Consider the following 25,127-nt stretch of genomic DNA (forward strand, 5'->3'; position numbering starts at 1 on the left):
TGCTACTATAACACTGGGACAAAGAGCTATCTATTCATTCTCCTTACAGAAACATTACAATTCTGTAAGGTGGAAAAAAGCGCTCATCTTATCGATGGCGCTTTTTAGACTAACGTTTCACTTTATACTTCTTTTAGATTCATTGTTATACAATGTTGCAGTGATAATCGAGATCATTACAACAACTACAAAAGTAAACAACCTATAGTTTGATATCACAGCTGTACCTACTAGCAAAGCAGGTACGACAGCCATAATCATACCTCCAAACATACCAAGAACAGATCCCATACTCTGTTTCACCACTTGTGTTTCTGACACCCAGTCATAATTGACAAATCGATTATTAATAAAAACACCCCATACTGCTGAAAAAAATGAATATGCAATAGGAGTTATTATGATTAACATAGAAGTCCAAATATCCGCCTTTAAACCTATCATCATAAGGATGCCACTAATAATCGAGGTAGGGATGCTGAGTGAAAGATTCATGAGAATCTTACTGTCATAAATCATTTTAGGTGTTAGGGGCAATGATTTAATAATCCATACGTTTTTTCCCTCTAACGACAATGATACGCATGTTGTACATGTCATAGCAATCATTGCTGAGACAGCAAATGGCGCTACTTTTTGTAAAATCGTTTCGATGCCTGGATATCCGGTGAATTGATTTGGCCCTACTATAACCACCGCAAGTGAGAAAATAGCTGCCATGACAACTCCCATACCAATATTAATCACATATACGGTAGAAGAAAAGAAACGCTTCCGTTCTTTTTTGTATAATGCAATCAATACTGTTTCTTTCTTCATACGATCAATCTTGTAATTTGAAAGCATATGGTACGTAGAGATACCTGTGTTGATTTGTTTATATTTAAAGGCTAGTATTTTTACAAAAAGATAATACCAAATAACTGATATACCAACAAAAAGGATAAAAGCTACAATATTAGCATCGACAATTGCTTTTTGAAAAATGTTAGCTAATGGATACACCTTCACTAACCCCTCTGAAACAGTTGCTCCAATCCCCTCTAAATCTGCAAAACTATATTTCGTATTTCCTTGTTTGAACATAAAGTAACCAAAAATAATGATTGCTACCAAGCTTAAAATGGTAGTGACTCTATTTGCATATCTAAATTTGGAGGCAATTGCCGTAATACCTGCCCCAAAAACTGCCGCAATTGTTGTCGGAATTAAAGATACTGTAAACAGGGTTATGAACCACATCAAGTAAAAAGAAGCTAATGGCCTCTCGTATATACAATAAACAATGCCCATCGGCAGCATGATTATCATTGAAAACAACGTATTTAATACATACAAATACAAAAATCTACTAGCGATAATCGTATCTACACGAATCGGTAAAGACATGACAAAATCATAATCCTTAAAAGCAAAAATCTCACCATTCGCTTTAAACATCGTGAAAAACAAAACTAATACACTACTAATAACAAATGCGTAAACTGGAATTACTTCACCTATCCCCAGTTTTACCAATCCATATGCCGCGCTTCCACAATATAACATCAACATAACAGCCACGAAAGCAATTGATACCGAAATTAAAATTTTATTTTGCTTCTTTTTCCTATCTTTTTCATACTTAAAAGTATTTAGTCCAAGCTGCGTTATCAGACGGATTTTTAAAAGAGCTAGCGAATTATTCTTCATCGGCAAGCACCTTCATAAAGAGCTCTTCTAATGAATGTTCCCTTGTCAAAGACTTTACTTCCCCCGAGATTGCTAGTTTTCCTTTATTAATCATCGCTATCTTGTTACATAATTTTTCTGCTACATCTAATACATGAGTAGAAAAGAAAATGGCACTGCCTGATTCACAAAGTTCCTTCATAACCCCCTTAAGTACAAGAGCCGCCTTTGGATCAAGACCGACAAAAGGTTCATCTAAAACCAATAATTTCGGATGATGCACAACTGCTGATATAATCGCTACTTTTTGTTTCATGCCGTGTGAATAAGAGGATATTAAATCTCCCAAATATGGCGTAATCTCAAAAGCATCCCCATATTCTTGTATCCGTTCCTCTCTGTCTTTTGCCGATACCCCAAAAACATCAGCGACAAAGTTCAAATATTGAATTCCTGTTAATTGCTCATATAAATCTGGATTATCAGGAATATATGCCATTACTTTTTTACACGCAATAGGATCTTTTTTTACTGATTTTCCATCAACAAAAATCTCTCCCTCTTCGAAGTCTATAACACCTACAAGCGACTTAATCGTTGTACTTTTCCCTGCACCGTTGTGACCGATAAAGCCAAAGATATCTCCCGCTTGAACAGTTAAACTCAAATCATCTACTGCTCTTTTACCACCTTTGTATGTTTTGCTAAAATTTATGATTTCTAACATAGGCTCTCCTCCAATCGATTTAAACTGGCGCCCAATAAGAGCGAATATTCAGACTTCAAAAACTAAAATGACACGCAATAAGCCTTCATCCTTACCACATATCATTAAGTCGTATCTACTATTTATAGTTGTTCCTTTTTATATAAAATATAAGAATATCCATTCGTTAGCACCACAGCAATTAATATCATTGCAAGCATGATATATGATCTCCACTCAGCTGGTACAACAATACTTACAATCATAAGGAGTCCCAAAGCTACAAATACCTTTCCACTAAAACGATGTGTTTTACGCCATACTTCCTCATTACTGAGTGTCCATGGATTACGCATACCCACAAAGAAGTTAGGTTTACACTGTGGTAAATAATTCCCTATCACTAAAAATAAAATACCAACTAATAATTCTGGGATTCGATTTATAAATAAGTTATATCCTAATCCACTGGTGATAATATCTATATTCCCTACAAAAAGCAAAACAAGTATCCCATTATTCATCACCATAAAGCCTTTAGAGAATTTCTCGTAATTTGTTCTCTTTGGATCAATTTTGGGTAAAACATTTAGAAATATATATAAGCCAATCATAATCCCGACCATAGAAATCATTCCGTATAGTTTAGAAGAATAACCATCTACCTTACCACCATTCCAATGCGTTGCAATTGTATCCGGCAGATATGGCCAAGCAATCGTCCATGCTACACAAGTTATAAGAATTAATATGATTGCAAAAAGATGTTTTCTCATTTCCCTTCTCCCCCTTTATTCGTAAACGTAAATACCCATGTTAATAAATCTTGAAATACCGTTGTATTTAAAGAATACACAACAAATTGCCCTCTTTTTTCATCTTGAATGAGTTCAGCGTTTTTAAGTGCACTTAAATGATGCGAAATGCTTGGCTTTGTCATATTGAAGTGTTCGGCAATTTCACCAGCCGTTAAATCACCTTCTTTTAATAAATCTAAAATCTTTCGCCTTGTTGGGTCTGCTAATGCTTTAAATGCTTGGTTCAATGTCTTTCTTCCTTTCACTAATTAGACATTTAGATATTTATCTAAATGTTAAAATAAAAACTATAAATTGTCAATTATATCCACAGCCCTTTTTACTTTTTCCACTTTTGCCCTATACTGTTTACTAACGCTTGTTGCAAGATAATGAAAAGACTAGAAACACATGTTACACTATAGCTACAATTGTTTTTTGAGGAGGAATATATATGTATAAAGTTTTAATCGTTGAAGACGATCCAAATATCTCATCTTTACTTCAGTCTCACATTCAAAAATATGGTTATGAAGCGGTTGTTGCTGATAACTTTGATGATATTATGGATTCTTTTAATAGAGTGAAACCACACCTAGTGCTTCTAGATGTAAACTTACCGAAGTTCGATGGCTTCTACTGGTGCCGTCAAATTCGTCATGAATCAACTTGCCCAATTATTTTCATTTCTGCACGTGCTGGTGAGATGGAACAAATTATGGCAATTGAAAATGGTGCGGATGATTATATTACAAAACCATTCCACTACGATGTTGTCATGGCAAAAATTAAAGGACAATTACGCCGCATTTACGGTGACTATGCACCAAACATTTCAGAACGTATTGTGGAAGTGGAAGGTTTAAAACTATATCCAGAACGTCCAGAGATTCACTTTAAAACGGAACAAGTTTTACTAACAAAAAAAGAAGCAATATTAGCGGAAATGCTACTATCAAAACACCCACGTACAGCAAGCCGCGAAGATTTATTAGCTGCACTTTGGGATGATGAAAGCTTCGTTGAAGAGAATACATTAAACGTAAACATTACACGCCTTCGTAAGAAATTCAATGAACTTGGTATTGAGAATGCAATTGAAACAGTACGCGGATTAGGGTATCGTTTTAACGCAACTTGGAGTGAATAAGAATGAAGTTATTTTTGCGTGATCATTTTGCATTTTTTCTTCTTTATGCATTAAACTTCGGTATCATTTTCATTCTCTATGATGCAATAGATGGATTCCAAAGCAACAAGTTCTACTTTATTGTATTAAGTTTATATTTATTTATTTGCTTCCTTGCTTATCGCTATGTTCGCAACCGCAGAATGTATCATAGGTTAAGTGAGCCACCAGAAAAAATGGAAGATGCGTTTATTGAAAGAGCGACTGCACCGATGCCGCACGGCGTAAATGAACTTGTTCGTACGCAGTATCGCCTCTTCCAAAAAGAGCTACAAACATATGAAGTAAAACAACAAGAACATCAATTGTTTATTAACCACTGGGTGCATCAAATGAAAACACCCGTTTCTGTTATGCAACTTATGGTACTCGAAATGGAAGATGAACACCTCATTCCTAAATTTAAAAAAGAATTAGAAAGATTAAATCAAGGACTTGATATGGCTTTATATATGGCAAGACTTAATAACTTCCACGAAGACTTCCATGTAGAAACGATTTCACTGAAGGATGCCGTAACAAAAAATATTAATGGCTTAAAAGAACTCTTTATTCGCAATGGGGTTTTCCCCGTTTTAGAAGTCCACTCTGACCTTACGGTTGCTTCTGATGCAAAGTGGCTTAAATTCATTATCTATCAGTTAATGACCAATGCAGTTCGCTATTCTGGCGAGCGTGGCAAGAAAGTCTTCTTGTCCGCTTATCGAAACGGAAAAGACATTATTCTAGAAATTCGTGATGAAGGTGTTGGTATCCCACAAGAAGATATTCGAAGAGTATTCGAACCATTCTATACTGGAAAAAATGGTCGTGCATTTGGAGAGTCAACTGGTATGGGACTTTATATTGTAAGTAAAATTTGCTCTTATTTAGGACATTCTGTGAAATTAGATTCTGAGGTTGGTAAAGGAACAAGCATCAAAATCATCTTCCATAACGCTGCGAATACACAAGCCGATGAACCTAGGAAGGTGACAGAGCAATGAACATAACACATTTCAGCAAAATGTATGAGAATTCACTCTCATACATTTTTTGCAACACGACTCAAACTATATCTTCTATTCGGAGGTATACAGCATGACATTTTGGCAGTTTGCATTTAAAAACGTAACCCGAAATTCAAGGGCTTATTTCGCCTATTTCATAAGTAGTGCATTTTCCATTGCCGTTTTCTTTTCATTTGCGGTGTATTTATTTCATCCTCGATTACAAGGGTCTAACTTGGTTGATGGAATTTCAGGATTAATGATATTTTCGGAAGTAGTTATCGTGTTCTTCTCGTTCTTTTTCTTACTTTACTCCATCGGTACATTCTTAAAGGTTCGAAAAAAACAATTTGGTATTTTAACTGTTTTAGGAATATCCAGAAAGCAATTAAAACGACTTATTTTCTTAGAAAATATGTTAATTGGAGTATTATCTATCTTTTTTGGCATTCAATTCGGACTTGTATTTTCTCAGTTTTTCTTATTAGTAACAGCGAAAATTACATATGCCCCAGGACTATATTTATATTGGCCAACAGAAGCCATCATTTTAACAGCTGTAATCTTTCTTGGACTCTTTATCGTCGTATCAGCATTCACTCCTATACTCATTCGAACAAGAAAAGCGGTGCGACTTCTAAAGGAAGGGAAAGTGAAACAAAAAGAACGAAAGCCATCTATACTTATTTCTCTATTCGGTGCTATATGTTTATTCTCCGGTTATGTGCTAGCTGGAAATCCAAAATACTTTGTATCACTTGGTACTGAAATAGGGTCTATATACATTGTTTCTAGTATTTTCGTTATTCCATCACTAGTTGCAATGGGAACCTATTTTTTCTTTTCACAAATTAGCTTCCTGCTCATTCGTATTTTAAAAGCAAGACGGAAGTTTTATATGAAACGAATTAATATGCTTTGGATTTCAGATTTAGCAAACCGCATTCGGACAAATATTAATATGCTGTTTATTGTAGCAATGCTATCTACCCTTGCATTTACAATGATTACATTTATATATGGATTTGGGAAGTTTATAAAACTCGATGTTACCAACAATAGTCCATTTCCATTTACCTATCTTTCATACGACAACAATCCACTTGTCACGCAGCATATGGACTGGTTAGAAAAGCGACTTAGCGAAGAGCAATTTTCATATAAAAAGTTCGAAACGGACTTATATGCAATTTCATTACAAAAGGATGAAACGACTACTTATGAACAAGAGGCATATGTATTAAAGGAAAGTGACTATAATAAGCTTGCAACTGCTTTACATCGTAAGCAACTTTCTGTAAAGACGGATGAAACATATATATTACCTGGGTACGGGTATCAAAACGTATTGGTACCCATGCAAGAGGAGTACATGCAAAAAAGCGTCAAACTTTCTCAAAGTGGACATACATTACATGTAAAAGGTTACGAATTTATTAGCGTGATACCAACTGGATGGACATCACAAATATTGATTTTATCTGATGATACAGTAAATGCTTTATCAAATAACATGAGACATATGACGCTTTATAATTTTCAAGTAAAAGACTGGGAAAAGACACATGAAATCGCTGCAGAGTATTTTAAAAAATTAACAAAAGAGCGACACAACATCTCATCTACAGAGCCTTTATATATGATGGAGGAAGCAAGTAATACACTATACGAAATTAAATTAAGTACCGCTTCATTCTTTTTAATTGGCACATTCCTTGGTGTTATTTTCTTCATTGGAGCTGGAAGTGTACTTTACTTCCGAATGTATACGGATTTAACAAACGAGCAAGAAAAATATATTACCGTTACGAAGATTGGTTTAACGGAGTCTGAGATGAAGCGCTCAGCAACCATTCAGCTTGCGATTTTATTCTTTGTTCCATATATTATAGCTTCCATTCATACAATCTTTGCTACAAAAATGTTGCAAGAAATCATAAATCTGTCGTTATTTGCTGAGATTACAGTGGTTCTTACAATCTTTGGAACGATTGAAATTATCTTTTTCTTGTTAATCCGTTCCTTATATATGCAAAAATTATCGCATCATATTAAGCTTTAAAAAATAGAAAGGTGAGTTTTATGGAAGAAGTATTACACATTAAAAATGTCTCAAAAGTGTATGAGGGGAAAGTTCCTCATACTGCTTTAAAAAATATTAATTTGCATGTGGATAAAGGTGAGTTTGTCGCAATTATGGGACCTTCAGGGAGCGGTAAATCTACTTTCTTAAATGTAATTTCAACAATTGATTCTCCTACTGCTGGAGAGGTTTTTATTAATGGAAAACAGCCTCACACATTCCGCAGAGAAAAACTAGCCGTTTTCCGCCGTCAGGAATTAGGCTTTGTTTTTCAAAACTTTAACTTATTAGATACGTTAACAATCGGTGAGAATATTGTATTACCATTAACCTTAGATAACGTTCCTCTTAAAGAAATGGATGAAAAACTTGATAACATCTCAAAAAAACTTGGAATTGATCATATTTTAAATAAGCGGATTTTTGAAGTTTCTGGTGGACAAGCGCAGCGCACCGCAGTAGCTCGTGCTGTTATTCATCATCCATCGCTCTTGCTTGCTGATGAGCCAACAGGAAATCTAGACTCTAAAGCAGCAATTGATGTAATGGAGTTATTTACAAAATTGAATAAAGAAGAGCAAGCTACCATTTTAATGGTGACACATGATCCATTTGCAGCTAGTTACTGCAATCGCGTGATTTTTATTAAAGATGGGGAACTTTACAATGAGTTACACCGCGGTCTATATCGTGAAAAGTTTTATCAAGAAATCTTAGATGTACTGGCATTACTCGGAGGAAGACGCGGATGACATTTTGGCAGTTTGCATTTAAAAATGTCTCTCGTAATTCAAAAGCATACTTTGCCTATTTTGTAAGCAGTGTATTTTCAATTACGGTTTTCTTTTCATTTACTGTGTATTCGTATCACCCGCATTTACAAGGCTTACAAGAGCGAGGACCACTGATGAATTTAATTGGGATGGCCCAATTTGTCATCATTATGTTTTCGTTCTTTTTTCTCCTTTATTCTGTCGGATCATTTTTAAAAGTACGTAAAAAACAATTCGGTATTTTGACCATTCTTGGCATTTCAAAGAAACAATTAAAACGACTTGTGTTTATGGAAAATATGATGATTGGAATATTAGCAATTTTTGTTGGCATTCAAATTGGCCTTGTGTTTTCTAACTTTTTTCTACTAGTGACTTCTAAATTAACGGGTGTAAAAGGACTTTATTTATATTGGCCAACAAAAGCGATTATCATAACAACCATAACATTTATCATTTTATTTTTGATTGTTTCTACTTTCACACCTATATTAATTCGCACGCGCAAAACAATGCGTTTAATAAAAGATGAAGGTCTACAAAAAAAAGAGAGACGCCCATCTATTCTCATTTCACTTTTTGGAGTGGCTTGTTTAGTAGGATGCTATTATATTGCTGGTGTTCCGGAAAGTTATGTATCAGAGAAAACGATTCGAAGCGGCTTTGCTATTGTTCCACCATTATCAATCATTCCACTTGTAACAATTGGAACCTATTTACTGTTTTCACAAACACTGTTTCTTTTCATTTGGTTATTAAAAAAGAGACGTCGTTTTTATATGAAAAAAATTAACATGCTTTGGATCTCGGATTTAGCAACACGTACACGTGGTAATATTACTATGCTGTTTATCGTTACTATGCTATCTGCGCTTACATTCACGATTATCACGTCACTTTTTGCAATGAATAATTACACAAAAGCGGCAATTTTAGCAGATTATCCGTTTCCTTTCACCTATATATCTGATGAGAAAAATCCTTTTGAAAAAAAGCATACGGATATAATCGAAAGAGAGTTAACAAATTACGAATTTCAGTATAAAAAAAACAAATTCACCGTGTTAAAAGATCAAGCTTTTAATATCGATATTGCCATTATGAAAGAAAGTGATTATAACCAGCTTTCAACACTATTAAACAGACCGACGATTCAGCTGGATAAATCCGAAACCTATATTGTTTCGGATTACTCAAAAGCTGTCAGAAGCTTAACCATGCATCCTTTTGAAAAGCGAGAAAATATTACGATCGCATCTAACAAAAAAACATTTCATATAAATGGCTTTTCTGAACAAGCAATTGGGCCAAAGTTTGCTCTTCCTTATATTCTGGTTATGCAAGATTATGTAGTGGAAATGATGATTCCTCATATCGAAACGATGACAATTTATAATTATATAGTGGAAAACTGGGAACAGGCCATTTTACCAACAACAAATATTTTAAAAGTAACGAACGAGGATAGAGACAATATTTCTAAATCTAAAGAACAAAATAATAACACACAAACGCCCATCCCATTCTCTATTTTTACGGCTAGTGACGAACTGTCTTATAGTAAACAAAATAATGTTTCCGGTTTCTTTATCGGTGCATTTCTCGGCGTCATCTTCTTTATGGGTGCAGCTAGCGTTTTATACTTTCGAATGTATAACGATTTAACAAGGGAAGAACAGAAATATATTACCATTACAAAAATTGGGTTAACAGAAACGGAAATGTTCCATTCTGCAACCATTCAATTGGCAATCCTATTTTTTGTACCTTATATCGTTGCTACTGTGCATACGATATTCGCTATTCAATTTTTACAATTTATACACTCATTTTCATTATTAAAAGAATTACTATTCGTATTAACTCTATTTGGGACCATCGAGATTATTTTCTTTTTCCTAATCCGTTCCTTTTACATTAATAAATTATCACAACGTCTTAAAATTTGAATAAAATAGCCTTGTGCGTATGCACAAGGCTATTTTCAATAGTTTTTGTTAGCAGTAACCGCCGCCGTAACCACCAAAGCCACCATAACCGCCATAGCCACCGTAACCGCATCCACCACCGAAGCAGCTAGCACCGATGATGATCAATAAAATAAACAGTACAATTAGAAGCGCAAAGCCGCCTCCGCAGCCGTGTCTTATATGCTGATGATGATGATGGTCATGATTGTGATCGCACTTTTCACTCATTACTCTATTCCTCCTTTAGTATCATTCGTAACAACAAGGGGATCCTATCATGTTCTAAATGAGCGGATTCCATTTATATTATGTTTACATGGGAAATCAGGAGCTTGTTTTTCCCAAAAACAGGCTTGTTTTACGAAAAGATGCAATTGAACCATGAATTTATAGATAACCGTGAATGCGTACGAACTGTACGAACTGCTCATTCATCACAAAAAGGCCTACGATAATCGAATCATCGTAGGCCCTTATATACGCTGTACAAATAGCTTTCCTTCTTGAAGGATACGCTTTTTTAATTGTGGATTGGGGAGCATATTTAAATGTACCATATCAAATTTCTCGCTTCCCTCTAGCTCTTCTGTCAACTCAAAGCATAGCCACTGAAATTGTTTATACGAGGCATTCTTCGTTTCAATTGCAATATGATAACTATACTGATCGAACACTTCTTTCCTTACTTGAGACCCAAAAATATATGCAACTTTTACAATTGGCACCTTTAATAAATATACCTGTATGGCTTGCAATATATCTTCTTGCTGCCTCATGCATTCACCTCTCACATACAATCCGTTTTTTCGTAATCTCTTCTAATCTTTCCCGGTTTACTTCATATCCAAACCCAGGTTCATTCGGAACAAATACTTTTCCGTCTTCCAATGTTACTTCTGGTAAAATAATATCTCGCTTCCAATGTCTACTCGAAGCTGAAATATCACCTGGAATTGTAAAGTTCGGAAGTGATGCTAACGCAATATTTTGCGCACGCGAAATCCCCATTTCAACCATACCACCGCACCAAACAGGAATGCCGCGCTCCTGACAATAATCATGAATTTGAATCGACTCAGTTAATCCACCAACTCGTCCCGGTTTAATATTTACGATGCGGCAGCTTCCAAGTGTAATCGCTACTCTTGTATCTTCTAAGCTATGAATACTCTCGTCCAAACAAATAGGTGTCTCAATCTGTTGTTGGAGCTTAGCGTGATCAAGAAAATCATTATCTGCTAAAGGCTGCTCAATCATCATTAACTGGAATTCATCTAATCTTTTTAACTGCTCAGCATCAGCTAACGTATACGCTGAGTTTGCATCGGCCATTAATGGAATCTTGGGGAAGGCTCTTCGTATTTCTTTCAGCAGCTCATAATCAAGTTTTGGTTTAATTTTCACTTTAAAGCGCTCATAACCTTCTTCTGCATACATCTCAATTCTCTTTAACATATTGGGAATCGTATCTATCCCAACTACAACACCGACTCCAATTTTTGGCTGCGTTCCTCCAAGTAAAGTCGCTAATGGCTTGTTTTGACGTCTCGCATATAAATCCCATACAGCGCCTTCTATCCCTGCTTTTGCCATGTGATTTCGTTTTATATGCTGAAAGAGGCCCGGAATTTCACTCGGATGCGTAATTTCCACTTTCAGTAAATCTGGTAATAAAAAATCTTGAAGCATATGAAGCGCCGTTATTACAGTTTCTTCTGTGTACCATGGCTCAGAAAAAGCGACGACTTCTCCAAAACCGATATATCCGTCAGCATCCTCAAGTTCAATGACGATACTTTCGCGCTTTTTATACGTTCCGTAACTTGCAGCAAAAGGCACGACAAGAGGCATTTCTGTTATATAAAGCGTCACCTTTTTAAACTTCATCTATATTTCCTCCAACAAATGCCTTAATTCACGTCTTAACAATTTTTTCGAAGCATTACGTGGTAATTCTGATAAGAAATACACTTCTTTTGGTACTTTATACTTCGCTAATTTTTCTTCACAAAAACGAATGATTTCTTCTTCAGTTACATGATCTGTTTTTACGATAAATGCAGCTGGTACTTGTCCCCACTTAGCATCCATTTTTCCAACAACGCCAGCTTCTACAACTTTCGGATGCGCAAGCAACACCTCTTCAATTTGCGCTGGATAAATATTTTCCCCTCCTGAAATAATTAAATCACTACGGCGATCTAGTACATATAAAAATCCTTCTTCGTCCAAATACCCAAGGTCACCAGTACGAAGCCAACCATCCTTTATTGCTTCACGTGTTGCATCTTCCCGTTTAAAATAGCCATGTGTCACATTCGGCCCTTTTACAACAATCTCACCTTCAACATTTGGTGGCATAACCCTACCATCCTTCTCAATTCGAAGCTGACATGGGAAAAGAGGTTTTCCTGCTGAACCGACTTTCGTTAACATATAATCCGCTGATAGTGTACAAATTTGTGAAGAAGTTTCCGTCATTCCATATGTTTGATACACAGGAATCCCTTTTGTTACACATGTTTCTAATAGAGGCTTTGGCGCAGGCCCTCCGCCTAATAGCATACAGCGTAAAGCGTTTGGGTATGTTTCTCCTTCAAGTCTTTCTAATAAGTCCGTCAGCATTTTAGAGACGACCGATATGATTGTTACTCCTCTTGTTTTAATCGCTTCATGAATAAAATCAGGATCATATTTGGGAACGAGCAAAACTCGCATACCGTACATAATATTTTTCATTAGAAGGGATAAACCGCCTACGTGGAACATCGGCATACACGCTAACCAACAATCATCATCACGGAGTCCTAAGTTCAGCGATGATCCAACGGCACTCGCCCAGTGATTACCATATGTTAAGATAACTCCTTTCGGCTTTCCAGTTGTTCCTGACGTATAAATAATTGTCATCGCTTCTTCTAAAGAAAACTCTTCTTGAATCATTGCGGGTTGCTTCGGTCCATTCACCACTTCTTCAAATTTGTAAACCGGTACCTGCTCCGTTTCAAATTCTTGGTCTGTTAGTAAGCAAACAACTTCAGCATCTTCCATTTGCCAAAGTAGCTCTTCTCTTGAAAGACGTGTATTTAGAAGTACGGCTACTGCCCCTATATAAGACAAGGCATGAATTACCGTAATCATCTCCGTACCATTTTTCATCAGAACAGCCACTTTTTGACCTTTTTCTATCTGTAAGTAGGAAAGGTGTTTACAAACAGATAATACTTTTTCATGTAATTCTGCAAAGCTTATTTTCTCTTCCTTTGTCTCAATCGCAGTACGATTTGGCGTTAAAAAAGCACGCTGCATTAACCAATTGGGCATCGTCTTCATTACACATTCTCCTTCCATGAAAGAAAGAGACTTGATGTAGAATCAAGTCTCTTTTTTGCTTCCGCTTTTAATCTATCCGGCTACAGCGGCTAGAATATTCGGTGGCTTCGCTTCTGCCCATGAGGCAAACTGCGCCTCTACGTCAGAAGCTCCATCTCCCTCACACTCTAAACGAGCCGCTTCCGCTTTTGATCAAGGAAAACGAGGGAATTGTCCGAAGTCTGGACGACGTTTTTCTTTGAACGCGTCACGGCCCTCTTTTGCTTCGTCAGTTGTGTAGTACAATAACGTTGCGTCTCCCGCTAGTTGCTGGATACCAGCTAATCCGTCTGTATCTGCATTGAATGCAGCTTTTAAGAAGCGAAGTGCCATTGGGCTGTTTGCTAAGATTTCTTGTGCCCATTGTACTGTTTCTGCTTCTAACTCTTCTAATGGTACAACTGTATTTACTAAGCCCATATCAAGTGCTTCTTGTGCACTATATTGACGGCACAGGTACCAAATTTCACGAGCTTTCTTATGACCTACCATACGAGCTAAATAACCAGCACCGTAACCGCCATCAAAGCTACCTACTTTAGGACCAGTTTGTCCAAATACAGCGTTGTCTGCTGCAATTGTTAAGTCACATACGATATGAAGTACGTGTCCACCACCGATTGCATAACCTGCTACCATTGCGATAACTGGTTTCGGGATTGCGCGAATTAAACGTTGTAAGTCTAATACGTTTAAGCGTGGGATTTGGTCCTCACCTACATATCCGCCATGACCGCGAACTTTTTGGTCGCCGCCAGAACAGAATGCACGTCCACCTTCACCAGTTAAAATGATAACGCCAACATTCGCATCATCACGTGCATATGCAAAAGCATCGATTAACTCCATTACCGTTTTAGGGCGGAATGCGTTATGTACTTCAGGGCGGTTAATCGAAATTTTTGCGATACCATTGTATGTGGAATAAATAATATCTTCGTAATTGCCTTCTTTTACCCATTCAATAGCCATTACTATTACCTCCTTTTTTATCGTGCTAATAGTCAATTTAACTTGTCCATTAGCTAATCTATAAGTTCTACTCTCTTCAAAAGAAAAAAGTGTCACTGCATAGTTTTTAGAAATCCCTTTACTATTGTATCAAACTTTTTCGGTTGTTCCACATGAATTGCATGGCCAGCTCCATCAATTTTGACAAATTCCGCGTGCGGGATGCATTTTTTTATGTTTTTTAAGATCTGAAAGAATTTTGGATCGCTCTCTCCGTTCATTAACAAGACAGGCATTGCGAGCTCTTCAAGCTGATTCCACCATGAAGGCTGAGCACCTGTTCCCATACCCCTAAGACTATTTGCAAGTCCTCTTGGGTGATTAGCAAGTCTCTCGGTTCTTACCGCCTCTTGTACATCTCGTGACAACCTTTTTTGCGTTGCAAACAGCGGTATATTTTCCCACCTGCTTACGAAGGCGTCTATTCCTTCCAATTCAATTCGATCTGCAAGCTGTTCATCTTTCGCGCGGCGTTCTTTTCGGTCCGATTCCATTTCAAGTCCAGCTGTGCAATTTTCTAATAAAAGAGACTTCACACGGTTTGGATATAAGCATCCTATCGTAATCGCCAGTCTTCCACCCATTGAATAGCCAAGTATATGTGCTTTTTCAATATGCAAATGATCGAGTAGTGCCGTCATTTGTCGTGATACATTTTGAATATCATAATGCGTAATTTCCTCGGGACTCTCTGTTTTTCCATGTCCAACAAGATCCACTAAGATAACTTGAAATTGCTTACTCCATGAAGAAATAAAAGAACGCCATGTCTCCATGCTACCCGTAAAACCATGAAGAAGTAGGAGCGGTTCTCCACTTCCGACCACTTCATATTCGTACGTTACACCTTCTAGCATGACTTTCATTTCGCTTCACCTTGCAAAATTTCGGTAACTATTTTCGATGTACTTGCCCATAAATCACGGTGCATCTTTAAGTTCTCATCACGATTCGTACAAATTTCTACAACGTGTAATCCTCGTTCAGTTGTTCCTTTTTGTACTTCTTCACGAAATGCTTCCCAACCATTTACACGCGCAAATGAACCACCATACATCTTTACAATATGTTCATAATCAAGTCCAAGCGGCGTTCCGAATAATGATTCAAAATGCTCTTTTGATTCATATTGCGGTAAGAATGAGAAGATGCCACCACCATCATTATTTACAATAACAATTGTTATGTTTAAATCATATAATTTTGCTGCTAATAGTCCGTTTAAATCATGATAAAATGATAAATCACCGATTACTAATACAAGGGGCTCACAAACAGTACTCGCACCTAGAGCTGTTGAAATAATTCCATCAATCCCATTCACACCACGGTTTGCCACTACATTGATTCTTTTATCTGTTGTAAAGAAGAACGTATCTGTATCACGAATTGGCATACTGTTGCTGGCAAATAAAGTTGCTTCCTCTGGTAACACATGAACAATATCAGTAATCACTTTTCCTTCAAATGCTGTTTCATATGTTTCGATTTCACGAAGCTTTTCCTTCGTCGCATCGTTTATATGTTTCCACATCCCGTACCAATCATTCTGTTCTCTCTTTTGCATATTATCTGTAAGTTCTTTACAAAATGAGATATCACTTGCACATACAACTTCCGTCGCTGCAAGAGCCGGGTCTCTCCATTTTCCTGACTCATCTACAACGATATGAACAGCTGTCTTTTGTTTCTTTATATATTGCATTAAAGCTTTCGATACAGGCATACCACCGAAACGAATGATAACTTCCGGCTTCCACGTATCCTTTAACAATTCATTTCGTAAAAATGTATCATAACAATCCATTACCATTGATTTATCATGTTCACCGCTTCTGAGACCTGAAAGGGGATCTGCTAAAATTGGATATCCGGTTTTAGCAGCAAACTGTATGATAGGTTCAGCAATCCCTGGATGACTATCGTCTCCACAAACAATAAGCCCCTTTTCCATACTTGAAAGGCGCTCTGTAAGAGAACTTACATATTCACTGGCCATCGTCATGTTTCCTTGGTGAACTGCCCCTGTATATTCACCACGACCTTTTTCCCATAAATCTGCTAAAGAGAAATCAGGAATGAGTGGTTCCCGAAGTGGGAAGTTAATATGGACAGGTCCCTTTGGCTCAAGGGACGCACTTGCAATAGCACGTCCAACTGTCATACGAGCATAATGATACATAGGCTCTCTAGCTTCTGGCAGTGCCATCTCCATAAACTGTTTCACAAAAGAACCATATAAATTTAATTGATTCATTGCCTGCGGTGCCCCAACATCTCGTAGTTCATGTGGTCTGTCTGCTGTTAAAACAAGCAATGGTACACGTGAATGAAAGGCTTCACAAATTGCCGGATAATAGTTTGCTGCCGCTGTTCCTGATGTGCACAAAATCGCTACAGGACGCTTCTTCATTTTCGCAATACCGAGCGCAAAAAAGGCAGCTGATCGTTCATCGACATGCAAATACGTTTTTATCTGTTCATGTTGCTCCATTAGTAAGGCTAACGGCGTTGATCGTGAACCTGGACTAATGACAACATCATATACATTTAGACGCGCCATTTCGTCCACAAACGCGCCTAAATAATATGATAATGCTTCTATATGATTATTCATTTCATTAATTCCTCCAAAGCACCAAGCATCGGTCTAAACTTCAAACTTGTTTCTTCATATTCAAGTTGCGGCACAGAATCAATCACAATACCGCAACCAGCAAATAAGGATGCCTTATCACCATTTAATAATCCGCAGCGTAAGGCTACCGCAAATTCACCGTTCCCTTTGTCATCTATCCAGCCGATTGGTGCTCCGTACAATCCGCGGTCTAATAATTCTACATCACGAATCAGTTTCATCGCTACGTGGCGAGGCGTGCCGCCAAGTGCTGGCGTTGGATGTAATTCTTCCACCATCGAAAGAAGTGATGCATCACCTTTCGCTTCAACTGGTGTATATAAATGTAGTAAATTTTTTGTTGTTAATAATCCTGGTTGCTGCGGAATATTAACAGACTCGCAATGCTCATTTAATACGCCTCGAATCATATTTACTACATAACCATGCTCTGCCAAATTCTTTTCATCATGAAGAAGCATCGCACCATTTTGTTTACTTTCTTCTATAGAATTACCATGACCAATCGAACCAGCAAGACACATGGATGTAAATTTCTTTCCTTCTTTTCGAATTAATCTCTCAGGCGTTGCTCCTAAAAAGCATGCCCCTTTATAATCAAAGGAAAATACGTAACAATCTGGCTGACCAATGCGGAGTGCTTCTAAAACACGAGCAGAATCAATATTTTGGTTCATCGTTAGTTTTAATTCCCGTGCTAATACAACCTTTTGTACGCTTCCTTTTTTCATTTCATCCTGTACTTTTACAATTGCATTCATCCAGCCCTTTGGGTCAACTTCTATTTTAGAAGTTACTGTTAACTTTTCCTCTATAAGCTGGCCTTTGCATTCTTGTAAAATTCTTTCTTCCAAAGAAACAATTTCTTCATAAATTATCTGTGCCGAATCTTCAGCTGAAATAAATGTATTTATTGTTAACCATGCTTTTTCATTTTTGACTGTTAAAAGAAAAGCTGGTAACGACAATGTTGTATCTTTAAATTCTTTCCAAAGATCCGTTTGTTCTTTTTCTGGATCAAATGAAAAGCCACCAAATAAAAGTGGTCCTGTCCCAAATTCATACTCTTCTCTTTGAACAATTGCATTCTTCTGCACTTTACTCCACTCTTCGCGAGCATCTTGAAAGCGTTTGTCAGAAGAATTTGCTATAGTGAAAACAGAGCCAATTCCAGCAAATATCACATGCTGAGCCGGATCTGCAAAATAACATCTATTTTCGGATGCAATCCTTTTTCCTGCTGCATAAAAAAGAAGTGGATCCATCCAATCTATTTGCTTTACAAAACTGACCAATGTTTTTTCATTCGTCGCACGTGTAATAGCTGTAATTAGTACTTCTTGTAAATCTTTTTGTTTCGTCTGAATCACAGAATCTCCCCCCTATGGGCGAAAAATAGTCATAAATACGCTTGATTTTAAGATACACCTCAAACGAAAGCCCTGTCAACGTTTAGCATTTCTGAGAAATTCCCCTTCTCTTCCTAGAAAATAAACGTTGACACTAAATGCTGCTTTTCCTACACTTAATTGTGTATATTATGTGACAAGGAGGATTCAACATGGAAATGAAAGTCGAAACGAATTCCCCTTCTATGTCGCCAAAACCAAGTAAACAAACGGGTTGGCGCATTTGGTGGAGTTTATTACGTCCTCATACATTAACAGCAGCTTTTGTTCCTGTTTTTATCGGAACAGCTTATGCAATGCAAGTAGGGGGTATTAATCAAATACATCTCCCTCTTTTCTTTATCATGCTTCTTGCCTGTCTTCTCATTCAAGCAGCAACAAACATGTTCAATGAATACTTTGATTATAAAAGAGGATTAGATCATGAAGGTTCAGTTGGTATCGGCGGTGCAATTGTCCGCGACGGGATTCCGCCAAAAACAGTATTGAACTTAGCATTTGGATTTTTCGGTATCGCAATGCTATTGGGCGTTTATATTTGTATGAATTCTAGCTGGTGGCTTGCTGCAATCGGTCTTGTTTGTATGGCCGTTGCCTACCTTTATACAGGTGGCCCCCTTCCAATTGCCTATACACCATTTGGAGAATTAACAGCAGGATTATTTATGGGTGTTATTATTATTGGTATTTCTTTCTTCATTCAGACTGGCACTGTAACATCAGAAATTATTTTAGTATCTATTCCAAATTCGATTTTAATTGGTGCAATTTTACTTTCTAACAACATTCGTGATTTAGATGGTGATAAAGAAAACGGTCGTAACACCTTAGCAATTATCGTTGGACGTGAAAACGCAATTGGTGTCCTTGCATCTATGTTTATCGTTTCATACATTTGGACGATTGCCCTAATGATTGTCGGAATCGTCTCTCCATGGATGCTAATCGTATTCCTAAGTGCACCGAAAGCATTTAAAGCAACAAAAGGATTTATCGGAAAAAGTATTCCAATGGAAATGGCACCTGCAATGATTGCAACTGCAAAAACAAATACAATCTTTGGATTTTTAATGGGAATCGGCCTATTGCTTGGATATTTTCTATAGAAGAGGAGCTGCTAGTTAGCTCCTTTTTTCAATTTCAAAATATATCGGTGCTTTTTCAATATATGGGCGATGTCATTACCTTCCTAAATTCCTCCTCATATTTCCTGTAATCCAGCTCATACTACATAAAGAAACCGAATTGTAGGAAGGTGGATACTATGTTAACTCCACAACAAATCAATCATTTTAAGTCTATTTTAGAAAAGCAACAACAAGAGTTAGAACAAACGCTGCAAAATCATGAAGGGACAGACCGTGCTTCTGAACGGGAATCTGTTGGGGAATTATCGGCTTATGATAATCACCCTGGCGATATGGCTACCGAATTATATGAACGCGAAAAAGACTTTGGACTTATTGAATTTTGGCATAAGCAACTGCAAGATACAAAGGATGCCCTGCAAAAAATTGAAGCTGGCACATACGGGGTTTGCGAAGTTTCTGGTGAAGAAATTCCGCTGGAAAGATTAGAAGCCATGCCGACTGCTACAACTTGTATTGAACATACGACAAATAAATTAAACCTAGGTGCACGTCCCATTGAAGAAGAATTGGTAGAGCCACCGTTTGGCAAATACGATATGGACAGTGCCGTTGGATATGATGCAGAGGATGCTTGGCAAGATGTTGCTTTATATGGAACATCAGAAACGCCATCTGATTTAGAACGCCGCGACTCGAAGAATTTTGATGAGATGTATGTGGATGCTGAAGAACCACGCGGTTACGTAGAAGACTTTGAAAACTTCATCGGAACAGATATGTATGGGAAGAACCCACAGGTGTATGCGACAGAAGAACATGAAGAATATGAGCAGATGCTTGATGATTTTGAAGAGCGCACCTTTAAAGGGGAATTATCTCCGAATGAATCTAGTTCAAAAGAATAAAAAAAGCATTCCGAAATTCGGAATGCTTTTTCTCGCTAGCTAATTAGTTTTTTGTAACGTTAGCAGCTTGTGGTCCACGGTTACCTTCAACGATTTCGAAAGAAACTTCTTGACCTTCTTCTAAAGTTTTGAAGCCGTCGCCTTGGATAGCTGAGAAATGTACGAATACATCGTCTCCACCTTCAACTTCGATGAAACCGAAACCTTTTTCGCTGTTAAACCATTTAACTTTACCTGTTTGCATGTCATGTACCTCCTAAATAAAAATGAAACTATGAATCCACATGAAAAGGTGGATATAAAGGACATGAATGTATCTCAGACCTAACGCCTTGAATTAAACACGCTTTATTTCCGTACCACATTATGTAGCTCAATAGTGATTTCACTATATCACGCTCTATCAAAAACGTCAAATGAGAACACTTTCATTTCAGTATTTTTTTTTTAAACTTCACAAAATATGTAAACTATATAAACTAGTAGAAAACCTTTTTTGAGGCGGGAGGGAGCATCCAGCCTTCCATAGAAACGTTCGGACTCTTTTTAGCCCCCTGCCATGTAAAAAACAAAAGGAGAATGCAAGTAAATGTCACCTTTTGTTCTTCGTAGCAGCAACTTACATGTCGAAAAATTAAAATGGCTTTTTGTTAAAAATTAGCAAAATGATTGTTTTCTAATCTCTTTAAATTCTGTACAATATGAGTATCCACTACATATGAGGTGAAAATAATGAAAGCACATGAAATTGAGTATAAATTATACGGCGATGATATGCAGTTCGTTGAAATTGAATTAGATCCAGAAGAAAGCGTAATTGCAGAAGCTGGCGCAATGATGATGATGGAAGACTATATTGAAATGGAAACCATCTTCGGCGACGGTGGCGGAAAGTCTAGTGGCCTATTCGGTAAACTAATGGGAGCTGGAAAACGTCTTGTTACGGGTGAAAGTATGTTTATGACTGTATTTACAAATACAGGTCATGGCAAACGTCATGTATCATTTGCTGCACCGTATCCTGGGAAAATCGTTCCAGTTGATTTAAGAGAGTATCAAGGCAAAGTAGTTTGCCAAAAAGATGCATTCCTTTGCGCTGCAAAAGGTGTTTCTATCGGAATTGAATTCACGAAAAAAATTGGTAGCGGCTTCTTCGGCGGAGAAGGCTTCATCATGCAGAAACTTGAAGGTGATGGACTCGCTTTCATGCATGCAGGTGGCACTGTGTACAAACGTGAACTAAAGCCTGGCGAAAAACTGCGCATCGATACAGGTTGTCTTGTTGCAATGACAAGAGATGTTGACTATGATATTCAATTTGTAGGCAATGTAAAAACTGCTCTATTTGGCGGAGAAGGGTTATTCTTCGCAACGTTAGAAGGACCAGGAACAGTTTGGCTTCAATCCTTAACACTTAGCCGTTTAGCAGCGCGTCTTACAAATCCTGCAGCTCAAAGCAGCGGGGAAGGTAGCGTTTTAGGTGGACTTGGTCGACTTCTAGATGGGAAAGAATAAAAAACAAATCGCTACGTCATAAGGCGTAGCGATTGTTTTTTCACTTATCTTCTTCTCTTGCGGGACTGTACATCCCATTTTGAATCATATAATACTCCATCGCTTCATTTAACCACGTCTCTTCTTCCTTTGTATACGGGGACGGAATCATATCCTCATACTGATCTTCTATATTTTCTAAGTTACCCAAAGTGTGTAAAGCATCCTTTCCTACATATTGAAGCGTTGCCTTCATATGTTCATTAACAAGCTTTTGCACCTCTGGATTATGGACTGGCTTCCCAAATAATCTTTTCACTTCTTTCGACAACTGAATAAATTCTTTATCCAATGCGACCATCTCTTCTTCAGATTTATCGTATAATCGATCAACGGCTTTCTTATCCATGTATTCCTCAAGCCATAGGCGTTGTTCACTTTCTTTTTGTATATTACGAATTAAACTCATTAAAATATTACTATCTACTTGCCCTTCATCTTCTAATAACGTAATTGTCCGATTAATGGCTTTCAAAGAAGTTTCAATATGTTCCTTTTTTTCTTCAAAGGCTGTTTTTTGGCGTTGTAATGTTTCTTTTAAGCTTTCATTAAAGCTAGACATATTGATCATTACACATATTTCATCTAGACTGTATCCTAAAAATTTAAGACTCACTATCTTTTGCAACGTTAAGATATCTTTATTTACATATATTCGATGCCCAGACCTAGGATGTTTTTCCGGTTTAAGTAATCCGATGTCATCGTAATAATGTAGCGTTCGTATTGATGTGCCTGTTCTTTTAGAAAACTCTCCAATTGAATAATTTTCATTGTTACTCATCCGTTATTCCCCCCTACATTGTTTTACCGATATGGTTACTCAAATCATACTACCTCACGTAACTGTAGGTTCAAGTATTAAATTGCTTCAAATTTCCTCAAAGAATGATTATTCCCTTTCACTCATATATTGAACTATTACTATTTCTTAAGGAGGGGCTTCCTTGATACGTGCTCCTTTATCTTTTGATAAAGATACTGCCATATTATTAGCTTCATGCTGTGAATTAACATATGATCAATATAAACAAAATGGCGTTTTTCAAATACCGGATGGATTTGAATATGTACAAGGCTTTCAAGCAAAGGTCATTCAAACAACAGAATGGTTTGGCTTCATATTAGAATCTGAGGATACCATCGTCGTTGCCTTTCGGGGAACACAAACTGATTTAGAGTGGATTATTGATTCACTTGTGAACCAAAAACCTTATCCATACGCCTTAAATAGCGGAAATGTTCATAACGGATTTCTCTCTATTTATGAATCTTGCCGTGATCCAATTATGGATATGCTTGTCTCCTTACCATCACATAAAAAACTGCTTGCCACAGGACATAGTCTCGGCGGAGCACTTGCCACACTACACATATTAGACGCGCGAGTGAACACTGCGTTTGCACAATACGGTCTCTATACCTTCGCTTCTCCAAAAGTCGGTGATATTACTTTTCGAAACTATTACAACATGCAAGTCGCAAGCAGCTTTCGCTTCGTTAATTTATTCGATGTCGTCCCGCTTCTTCCCCCGCGCAAAGTGCATTTTAATGACCGTGACTGGGAGTATACACATGTTCATCACAACATGACATTTACGAAAAATACAAAATCTATCGCCAACAATCACGCCATGACAACATACAAAACATGTCTGACTTCTCATTTTTGATACGGAAACATTTGGAAACAACATACCGGTATACTATAATAATCTATGTAACTACTTCTGGATGAGGGGACCAAACATGCTAAAATATTTCTTTGCACTTTTTCTAGTATTATTGTTTGCAGTTACAGGTTTCTTTACATTCTCATACTTTGCTACAGGCGAATATGGTGGGACTGGTATGTTATACTCGGTGACACCTTATATCTCTATAGTGAAATAATCAAAAACGGCTTGGAAGTTTCCAAGCCGTTTTTGATTTACCTACCTTTACTTTATGAATTCAACTCATTCTCCTTCATAAAGTGACACTTTAATCAGCGTTTTTTTCTTCATCCCCACTGATTATTGGCCCTCATCAATCAGGTTTTTACAAGCAGTTTAACTATCTAGTTTAATAATGATACATCACTAAATCTGCAAAAGAAAAGAAGTACTTTATACGAACGGATCTGTTACCCTATAATTCTATAAATCGTATGAATTTTATTTATACTAGCAGTTAGTAAAACGGTAATATCAATCACCGTTCATTATTATTCTAAATATGAATCCATCCAAATAGCGTATTCAATAATGTGATACATATCAGCCAAACAAAAAGTCCCACATTAATTAGTAAATTAAAAATACCGATAAAAGCTGTTTTACCACTCCGTACTCCTTGTAAACCTATCATACTTATGACAAAAGATCCAAACAGCACACCAATCGCAAAATACTCTGGAGGTATCCCTGTAAACTTCTCGAAATAATAACCAAAAGGAGTCAAAGAAAATATAAAAATAAATACTATACAAGTCCAGCAACTAATTAAAGACCAGAATAAAGTTTTTTGCATTCTATCGCTACTTATATGATATATACAGCTAAAATTTCTATGTAAAATATTATATCCTTATTGCAGACTATTTTTTCAGAAAGAAGGTAATATATTGAAAAAAAAGAACATTCCCCTTTCTGTTTTCATCACACTACTTATTATTATAGGAGGAGTATATATCATGAAAGAAAAGCAAAAAAACGAAGCTAAAGAACAAGAACAAAAAAAAGAAGCAATGATACAAAAATCAAAGGAAGTAGCTATTGCTACAATAAAAAAAGACTTAGGTGTTGAAATGGTTGTAACTAGTTATCAATTAGAACCTACTATACAAATTATTTTTATTAATGGTCATCCAAACGACGATAAAAATAATATACTAAGTGTATCCATTTCATATGAAGAAAATTACTTAGTTACTTCAATTGGATATGATTACTTACCACAAAAGACTAATATCTAGTTGTTTCATTACG

25 protein-coding genes are annotated in these 25,127 nt (G+C 36.9%); 11 read left to right on the plus strand and 14 right to left on the minus strand.

Going from position 1 to position 25,127, the window contains the following annotated elements:
* Nucleotides 1-117: 117 nt before the first annotated feature.
* From BLV40_RS06505 to BLV40_RS06520, 4 genes are all read right to left on the minus strand, one after another.
* A complete protein-coding gene (locus tag BLV40_RS06505) occupies nt 118-1,692 on the minus strand; it encodes a putative ABC transporter permease subunit (RefSeq protein ID WP_090688182.1) in 1,575 nt (524 codons plus the stop codon).
* On the minus strand, nt 1,682-2,398 hold the full coding sequence (locus BLV40_RS06510; protein ID WP_026593862.1) for an ABC transporter ATP-binding protein: 717 nt from the start codon (nt 2,396-2,398) through the stop codon (nt 1,682-1,684). The genes BLV40_RS06505 and BLV40_RS06510 overlap by 11 nt, the downstream gene beginning before the upstream one ends.
* Nucleotides 2,399-2,520: 122 nt before the next feature.
* Nucleotides 2,521-3,153, minus strand: a complete 633-nt coding sequence (locus BLV40_RS06515; RefSeq protein ID WP_026593863.1) for an SdpI family protein — start codon at nt 3,151-3,153, stop codon at nt 2,521-2,523.
* Nucleotides 3,150-3,422, minus strand: coding sequence for an autorepressor SdpR family transcription factor (locus BLV40_RS06520; protein ID WP_016116817.1), 273 nt, complete (start codon nt 3,420-3,422; stop codon nt 3,150-3,152). Before BLV40_RS06520 ends, BLV40_RS06515 begins: the two co-directional genes overlap by 4 nt.
* Nucleotides 3,423-3,628: 206 nt before the next feature.
* Here BLV40_RS06520 and BLV40_RS06525 point away from each other — a divergent pair, with 206 nt between their 5' ends.
* The 5 genes from BLV40_RS06525 (at nt 3,629) to BLV40_RS06545 (ending at nt 10,157) form a co-directional block, all read left to right on the plus strand.
* The gene (locus tag BLV40_RS06525) at nt 3,629-4,324 is read left to right on the plus strand and encodes a response regulator transcription factor (protein ID WP_026593864.1); all 696 of its coding nucleotides are present in this window, start codon (nt 3,629-3,631) and stop codon (nt 4,322-4,324) included.
* Nucleotides 4,325-4,326: 2 nt separating this feature from the next.
* Nucleotides 4,327-5,349 carry a sensor histidine kinase gene (locus BLV40_RS06530; RefSeq protein ID WP_090688185.1) on the plus strand — a complete coding sequence of 341 codons (1,023 nt, stop codon included), beginning with the start codon at nt 4,327-4,329 and terminating at the stop codon, nt 5,347-5,349.
* Nucleotides 5,350-5,443: 94 nt separating this feature from the next.
* Nucleotides 5,444-7,414, plus strand: a complete 1,971-nt coding sequence (locus tag BLV40_RS06535) for an ABC transporter permease (protein ID WP_090688187.1) — start codon at nt 5,444-5,446, stop codon at nt 7,412-7,414.
* Nucleotides 7,415-7,434: 20 nt separating this feature from the next.
* Nucleotides 7,435-8,187, plus strand: coding sequence for an ABC transporter ATP-binding protein (locus BLV40_RS06540; RefSeq protein ID WP_026593867.1), 753 nt, complete (start codon nt 7,435-7,437; stop codon nt 8,185-8,187).
* Complete coding sequence (locus BLV40_RS06545) at nt 8,184-10,157, plus strand: FtsX-like permease family protein (RefSeq protein WP_090688190.1); 1,974 nt, start codon at nt 8,184-8,186, stop codon at nt 10,155-10,157. The genes BLV40_RS06540 and BLV40_RS06545 overlap by 4 nt, the downstream gene beginning before the upstream one ends.
* Nucleotides 10,158-10,205: 48 nt before the next feature.
* On the opposite strand, the gene BLV40_RS06550 is transcribed toward BLV40_RS06545, so the two are convergent.
* The 8 genes from BLV40_RS06550 to BLV40_RS06585 form a co-directional block, all read right to left on the minus strand.
* The gene (locus BLV40_RS06550) at nt 10,206-10,406 is read right to left on the minus strand and encodes a YjcZ family sporulation protein (protein ID WP_026593869.1); all 201 of its coding nucleotides are present in this window, start codon (nt 10,404-10,406) and stop codon (nt 10,206-10,208) included.
* Nucleotides 10,407-10,651: 245 nt separating this feature from the next.
* Entirely contained in the window at nt 10,652-10,954 is a 303-nt protein-coding gene (locus BLV40_RS06555; RefSeq protein WP_090688192.1) for a nucleotidyltransferase domain-containing protein, read from the minus strand.
* A 4-nt stretch (nt 10,955-10,958) separates the two neighbouring features.
* The gene (menC, locus tag BLV40_RS06560; RefSeq protein WP_090688195.1) at nt 10,959-12,065 is read right to left on the minus strand and encodes an o-succinylbenzoate synthase; all 1,107 of its coding nucleotides are present in this window, start codon (nt 12,063-12,065) and stop codon (nt 10,959-10,961) included.
* Entirely contained in the window at nt 12,066-13,511 is a 1,446-nt protein-coding gene (locus tag BLV40_RS06565) for an o-succinylbenzoate--CoA ligase (RefSeq protein WP_090688198.1), read from the minus strand.
* Nucleotides 13,512-13,703: 192 nt separating this feature from the next.
* Nucleotides 13,704-14,522: a 1,4-dihydroxy-2-naphthoyl-CoA synthase gene (gene menB, locus BLV40_RS06570; protein ID WP_026593873.1), complete on the minus strand. Its 819-nt coding sequence runs from the start codon at nt 14,520-14,522 to the stop codon at nt 13,704-13,706.
* Between the two features lie 92 nt (nt 14,523-14,614).
* Nucleotides 14,615-15,427: a 2-succinyl-6-hydroxy-2,4-cyclohexadiene-1-carboxylate synthase gene (gene menH / locus BLV40_RS06575; protein ID WP_090688199.1), complete on the minus strand. Its 813-nt coding sequence runs from the start codon at nt 15,425-15,427 to the stop codon at nt 14,615-14,617.
* Entirely contained in the window at nt 15,424-17,178 is a 1,755-nt protein-coding gene (gene menD / locus BLV40_RS06580) for a 2-succinyl-5-enolpyruvyl-6-hydroxy-3-cyclohexene-1-carboxylic-acid synthase (protein WP_090688202.1), read from the minus strand. Before menD ends, menH begins: the two co-directional genes overlap by 4 nt.
* The gene (locus BLV40_RS06585; RefSeq protein WP_090688205.1) at nt 17,175-18,569 is read right to left on the minus strand and encodes an isochorismate synthase; all 1,395 of its coding nucleotides are present in this window, start codon (nt 18,567-18,569) and stop codon (nt 17,175-17,177) included. Before BLV40_RS06585 ends, menD begins: the two co-directional genes overlap by 4 nt.
* Nucleotides 18,570-18,760: 191 nt before the next feature.
* Between BLV40_RS06585 and BLV40_RS06590 the strand changes: the two genes are divergently transcribed.
* Together BLV40_RS06590 and BLV40_RS06595 are read left to right on the plus strand one after the other, a co-directional pair.
* The gene (locus tag BLV40_RS06590; protein WP_090688208.1) at nt 18,761-19,714 is read left to right on the plus strand and encodes a 1,4-dihydroxy-2-naphthoate polyprenyltransferase; all 954 of its coding nucleotides are present in this window, start codon (nt 18,761-18,763) and stop codon (nt 19,712-19,714) included.
* Between the two features lie 158 nt (nt 19,715-19,872).
* Nucleotides 19,873-20,604 (plus strand): TraR/DksA C4-type zinc finger protein, encoded by a 732-nt coding sequence (locus BLV40_RS06595; RefSeq protein WP_090688211.1) that lies wholly within the window; start codon nt 19,873-19,875, stop codon nt 20,602-20,604.
* 43 nt (nt 20,605-20,647) lie between these two features.
* On the opposite strand, the gene cspD is transcribed toward BLV40_RS06595, so the two are convergent.
* The gene (gene cspD / locus BLV40_RS06600) at nt 20,648-20,848 is read right to left on the minus strand and encodes a cold-shock protein CspD (RefSeq protein ID WP_001193054.1); all 201 of its coding nucleotides are present in this window, start codon (nt 20,846-20,848) and stop codon (nt 20,648-20,650) included.
* Between the two features lie 488 nt (nt 20,849-21,336).
* Here cspD and BLV40_RS06605 point away from each other — a divergent pair, with 488 nt between their 5' ends.
* Complete coding sequence (locus BLV40_RS06605; protein WP_026593879.1) at nt 21,337-22,119, plus strand: TIGR00266 family protein; 783 nt, start codon at nt 21,337-21,339, stop codon at nt 22,117-22,119.
* Between the two features lie 40 nt (nt 22,120-22,159).
* Here the strand turns inward: BLV40_RS06605 and BLV40_RS06610 are convergent, their stop codons facing one another.
* Entirely contained in the window at nt 22,160-22,942 is a 783-nt protein-coding gene (locus tag BLV40_RS06610; RefSeq protein ID WP_090688214.1) for a MerR family transcriptional regulator, read from the minus strand.
* Nucleotides 22,943-23,108: 166 nt separating this feature from the next.
* Here BLV40_RS06610 and BLV40_RS06615 point away from each other — a divergent pair, with 166 nt between their 5' ends.
* The 3 genes from BLV40_RS06615 to BLV40_RS06630 all read left to right on the plus strand — a co-directional run bounded on the left by BLV40_RS06615 (nt 23,109) and on the right by BLV40_RS06630 (nt 25,114).
* Complete coding sequence (locus BLV40_RS06615) at nt 23,109-23,831, plus strand: lipase family protein (protein ID WP_090688328.1); 723 nt, start codon at nt 23,109-23,111, stop codon at nt 23,829-23,831.
* Nucleotides 23,832-23,907: 76 nt separating this feature from the next.
* The gene (locus BLV40_RS28430) at nt 23,908-24,051 is read left to right on the plus strand and encodes a hypothetical protein (protein ID WP_090688218.1); all 144 of its coding nucleotides are present in this window, start codon (nt 23,908-23,910) and stop codon (nt 24,049-24,051) included.
* A gap of 781 nt (nt 24,052-24,832) precedes the next feature.
* Entirely contained in the window at nt 24,833-25,114 is a 282-nt protein-coding gene (locus BLV40_RS06630; protein ID WP_090688223.1) for a hypothetical protein, read from the plus strand.
* Nucleotides 25,115-25,127: the final 13 nt, after the last annotated feature.

Source organism: Bacillus sp. 166amftsu (assembly GCF_900107445.1).
Classification (GTDB): Bacteria; Bacillota; Bacilli; order Bacillales; family Bacillaceae_G; genus Bacillus_A; species Bacillus_A arachidis.

What these genes read in the sequence shown, in the direction of transcription:
- BLV40_RS06505 (WP_090688182.1), bottom strand. Translation starts at nt 1,692, where the DNA reads ATGAAGAATAATTCGCTAGCTCTTTTAAAAATCCGTCTGATAACGCAG.
- BLV40_RS06510 (WP_026593862.1), bottom strand. Translation starts at nt 2,398, where the DNA reads ATGTTAGAAATCATAAATTTTAGCAAAACATACAAAGGTGGTAAAAGA.
- BLV40_RS06515 (WP_026593863.1), bottom strand. Translation starts at nt 3,153, where the DNA reads ATGAGAAAACATCTTTTTGCAATCATATTAATTCTTATAACTTGTGTA.
- BLV40_RS06525 (WP_026593864.1), top strand. Translation starts at nt 3,629, where the DNA reads ATGTATAAAGTTTTAATCGTTGAAGACGATCCAAATATCTCATCTTTA.
- BLV40_RS06530 (WP_090688185.1), top strand. Translation starts at nt 4,327, where the DNA reads ATGAAGTTATTTTTGCGTGATCATTTTGCATTTTTTCTTCTTTATGCA.
- BLV40_RS06535 (WP_090688187.1), top strand. Translation starts at nt 5,444, where the DNA reads ATGACATTTTGGCAGTTTGCATTTAAAAACGTAACCCGAAATTCAAGG.
- BLV40_RS06540 (WP_026593867.1), top strand. Translation starts at nt 7,435, where the DNA reads ATGGAAGAAGTATTACACATTAAAAATGTCTCAAAAGTGTATGAGGGG.
- BLV40_RS06545 (WP_090688190.1), top strand. Translation starts at nt 8,184, where the DNA reads ATGACATTTTGGCAGTTTGCATTTAAAAATGTCTCTCGTAATTCAAAA.
- BLV40_RS06550 (WP_026593869.1), bottom strand. Translation starts at nt 10,406, where the DNA reads ATGAGTGAAAAGTGCGATCACAATCATGACCATCATCATCATCAGCAT.
- BLV40_RS06555 (WP_090688192.1), bottom strand. Translation starts at nt 10,954, where the DNA reads ATGAGGCAGCAAGAAGATATATTGCAAGCCATACAGGTATATTTATTA.
- menC (WP_090688195.1), bottom strand. Translation starts at nt 12,065, where the DNA reads ATGAAGTTTAAAAAGGTGACGCTTTATATAACAGAAATGCCTCTTGTC.
- BLV40_RS06565 (WP_090688198.1), bottom strand. Translation starts at nt 13,511, where the DNA reads ATGAAGACGATGCCCAATTGGTTAATGCAGCGTGCTTTTTTAACGCCA.
- menB (WP_026593873.1), bottom strand. Translation starts at nt 14,522, where the DNA reads ATGGCTATTGAATGGGTAAAAGAAGGCAATTACGAAGATATTATTTAT.
- menH (WP_090688199.1), bottom strand. Translation starts at nt 15,427, where the DNA reads ATGAAAGTCATGCTAGAAGGTGTAACGTACGAATATGAAGTGGTCGGA.
- menD (WP_090688202.1), bottom strand. Translation starts at nt 17,178, where the DNA reads ATGAATAATCATATAGAAGCATTATCATATTATTTAGGCGCGTTTGTG.
- BLV40_RS06590 (WP_090688208.1), top strand. Translation starts at nt 18,761, where the DNA reads ATGGAAATGAAAGTCGAAACGAATTCCCCTTCTATGTCGCCAAAACCA.
- BLV40_RS06595 (WP_090688211.1), top strand. Translation starts at nt 19,873, where the DNA reads ATGTTAACTCCACAACAAATCAATCATTTTAAGTCTATTTTAGAAAAG.
- cspD (WP_001193054.1), bottom strand. Translation starts at nt 20,848, where the DNA reads ATGCAAACAGGTAAAGTTAAATGGTTTAACAGCGAAAAAGGTTTCGGT.
- BLV40_RS06605 (WP_026593879.1), top strand. Translation starts at nt 21,337, where the DNA reads ATGAAAGCACATGAAATTGAGTATAAATTATACGGCGATGATATGCAG.
- BLV40_RS06610 (WP_090688214.1), bottom strand. Translation starts at nt 22,942, where the DNA reads ATGAGTAACAATGAAAATTATTCAATTGGAGAGTTTTCTAAAAGAACA.
- BLV40_RS28430 (WP_090688218.1), top strand. Translation starts at nt 23,908, where the DNA reads ATGCTAAAATATTTCTTTGCACTTTTTCTAGTATTATTGTTTGCAGTT.
- BLV40_RS06630 (WP_090688223.1), top strand. Translation starts at nt 24,833, where the DNA reads ATGAAAGAAAAGCAAAAAAACGAAGCTAAAGAACAAGAACAAAAAAAA.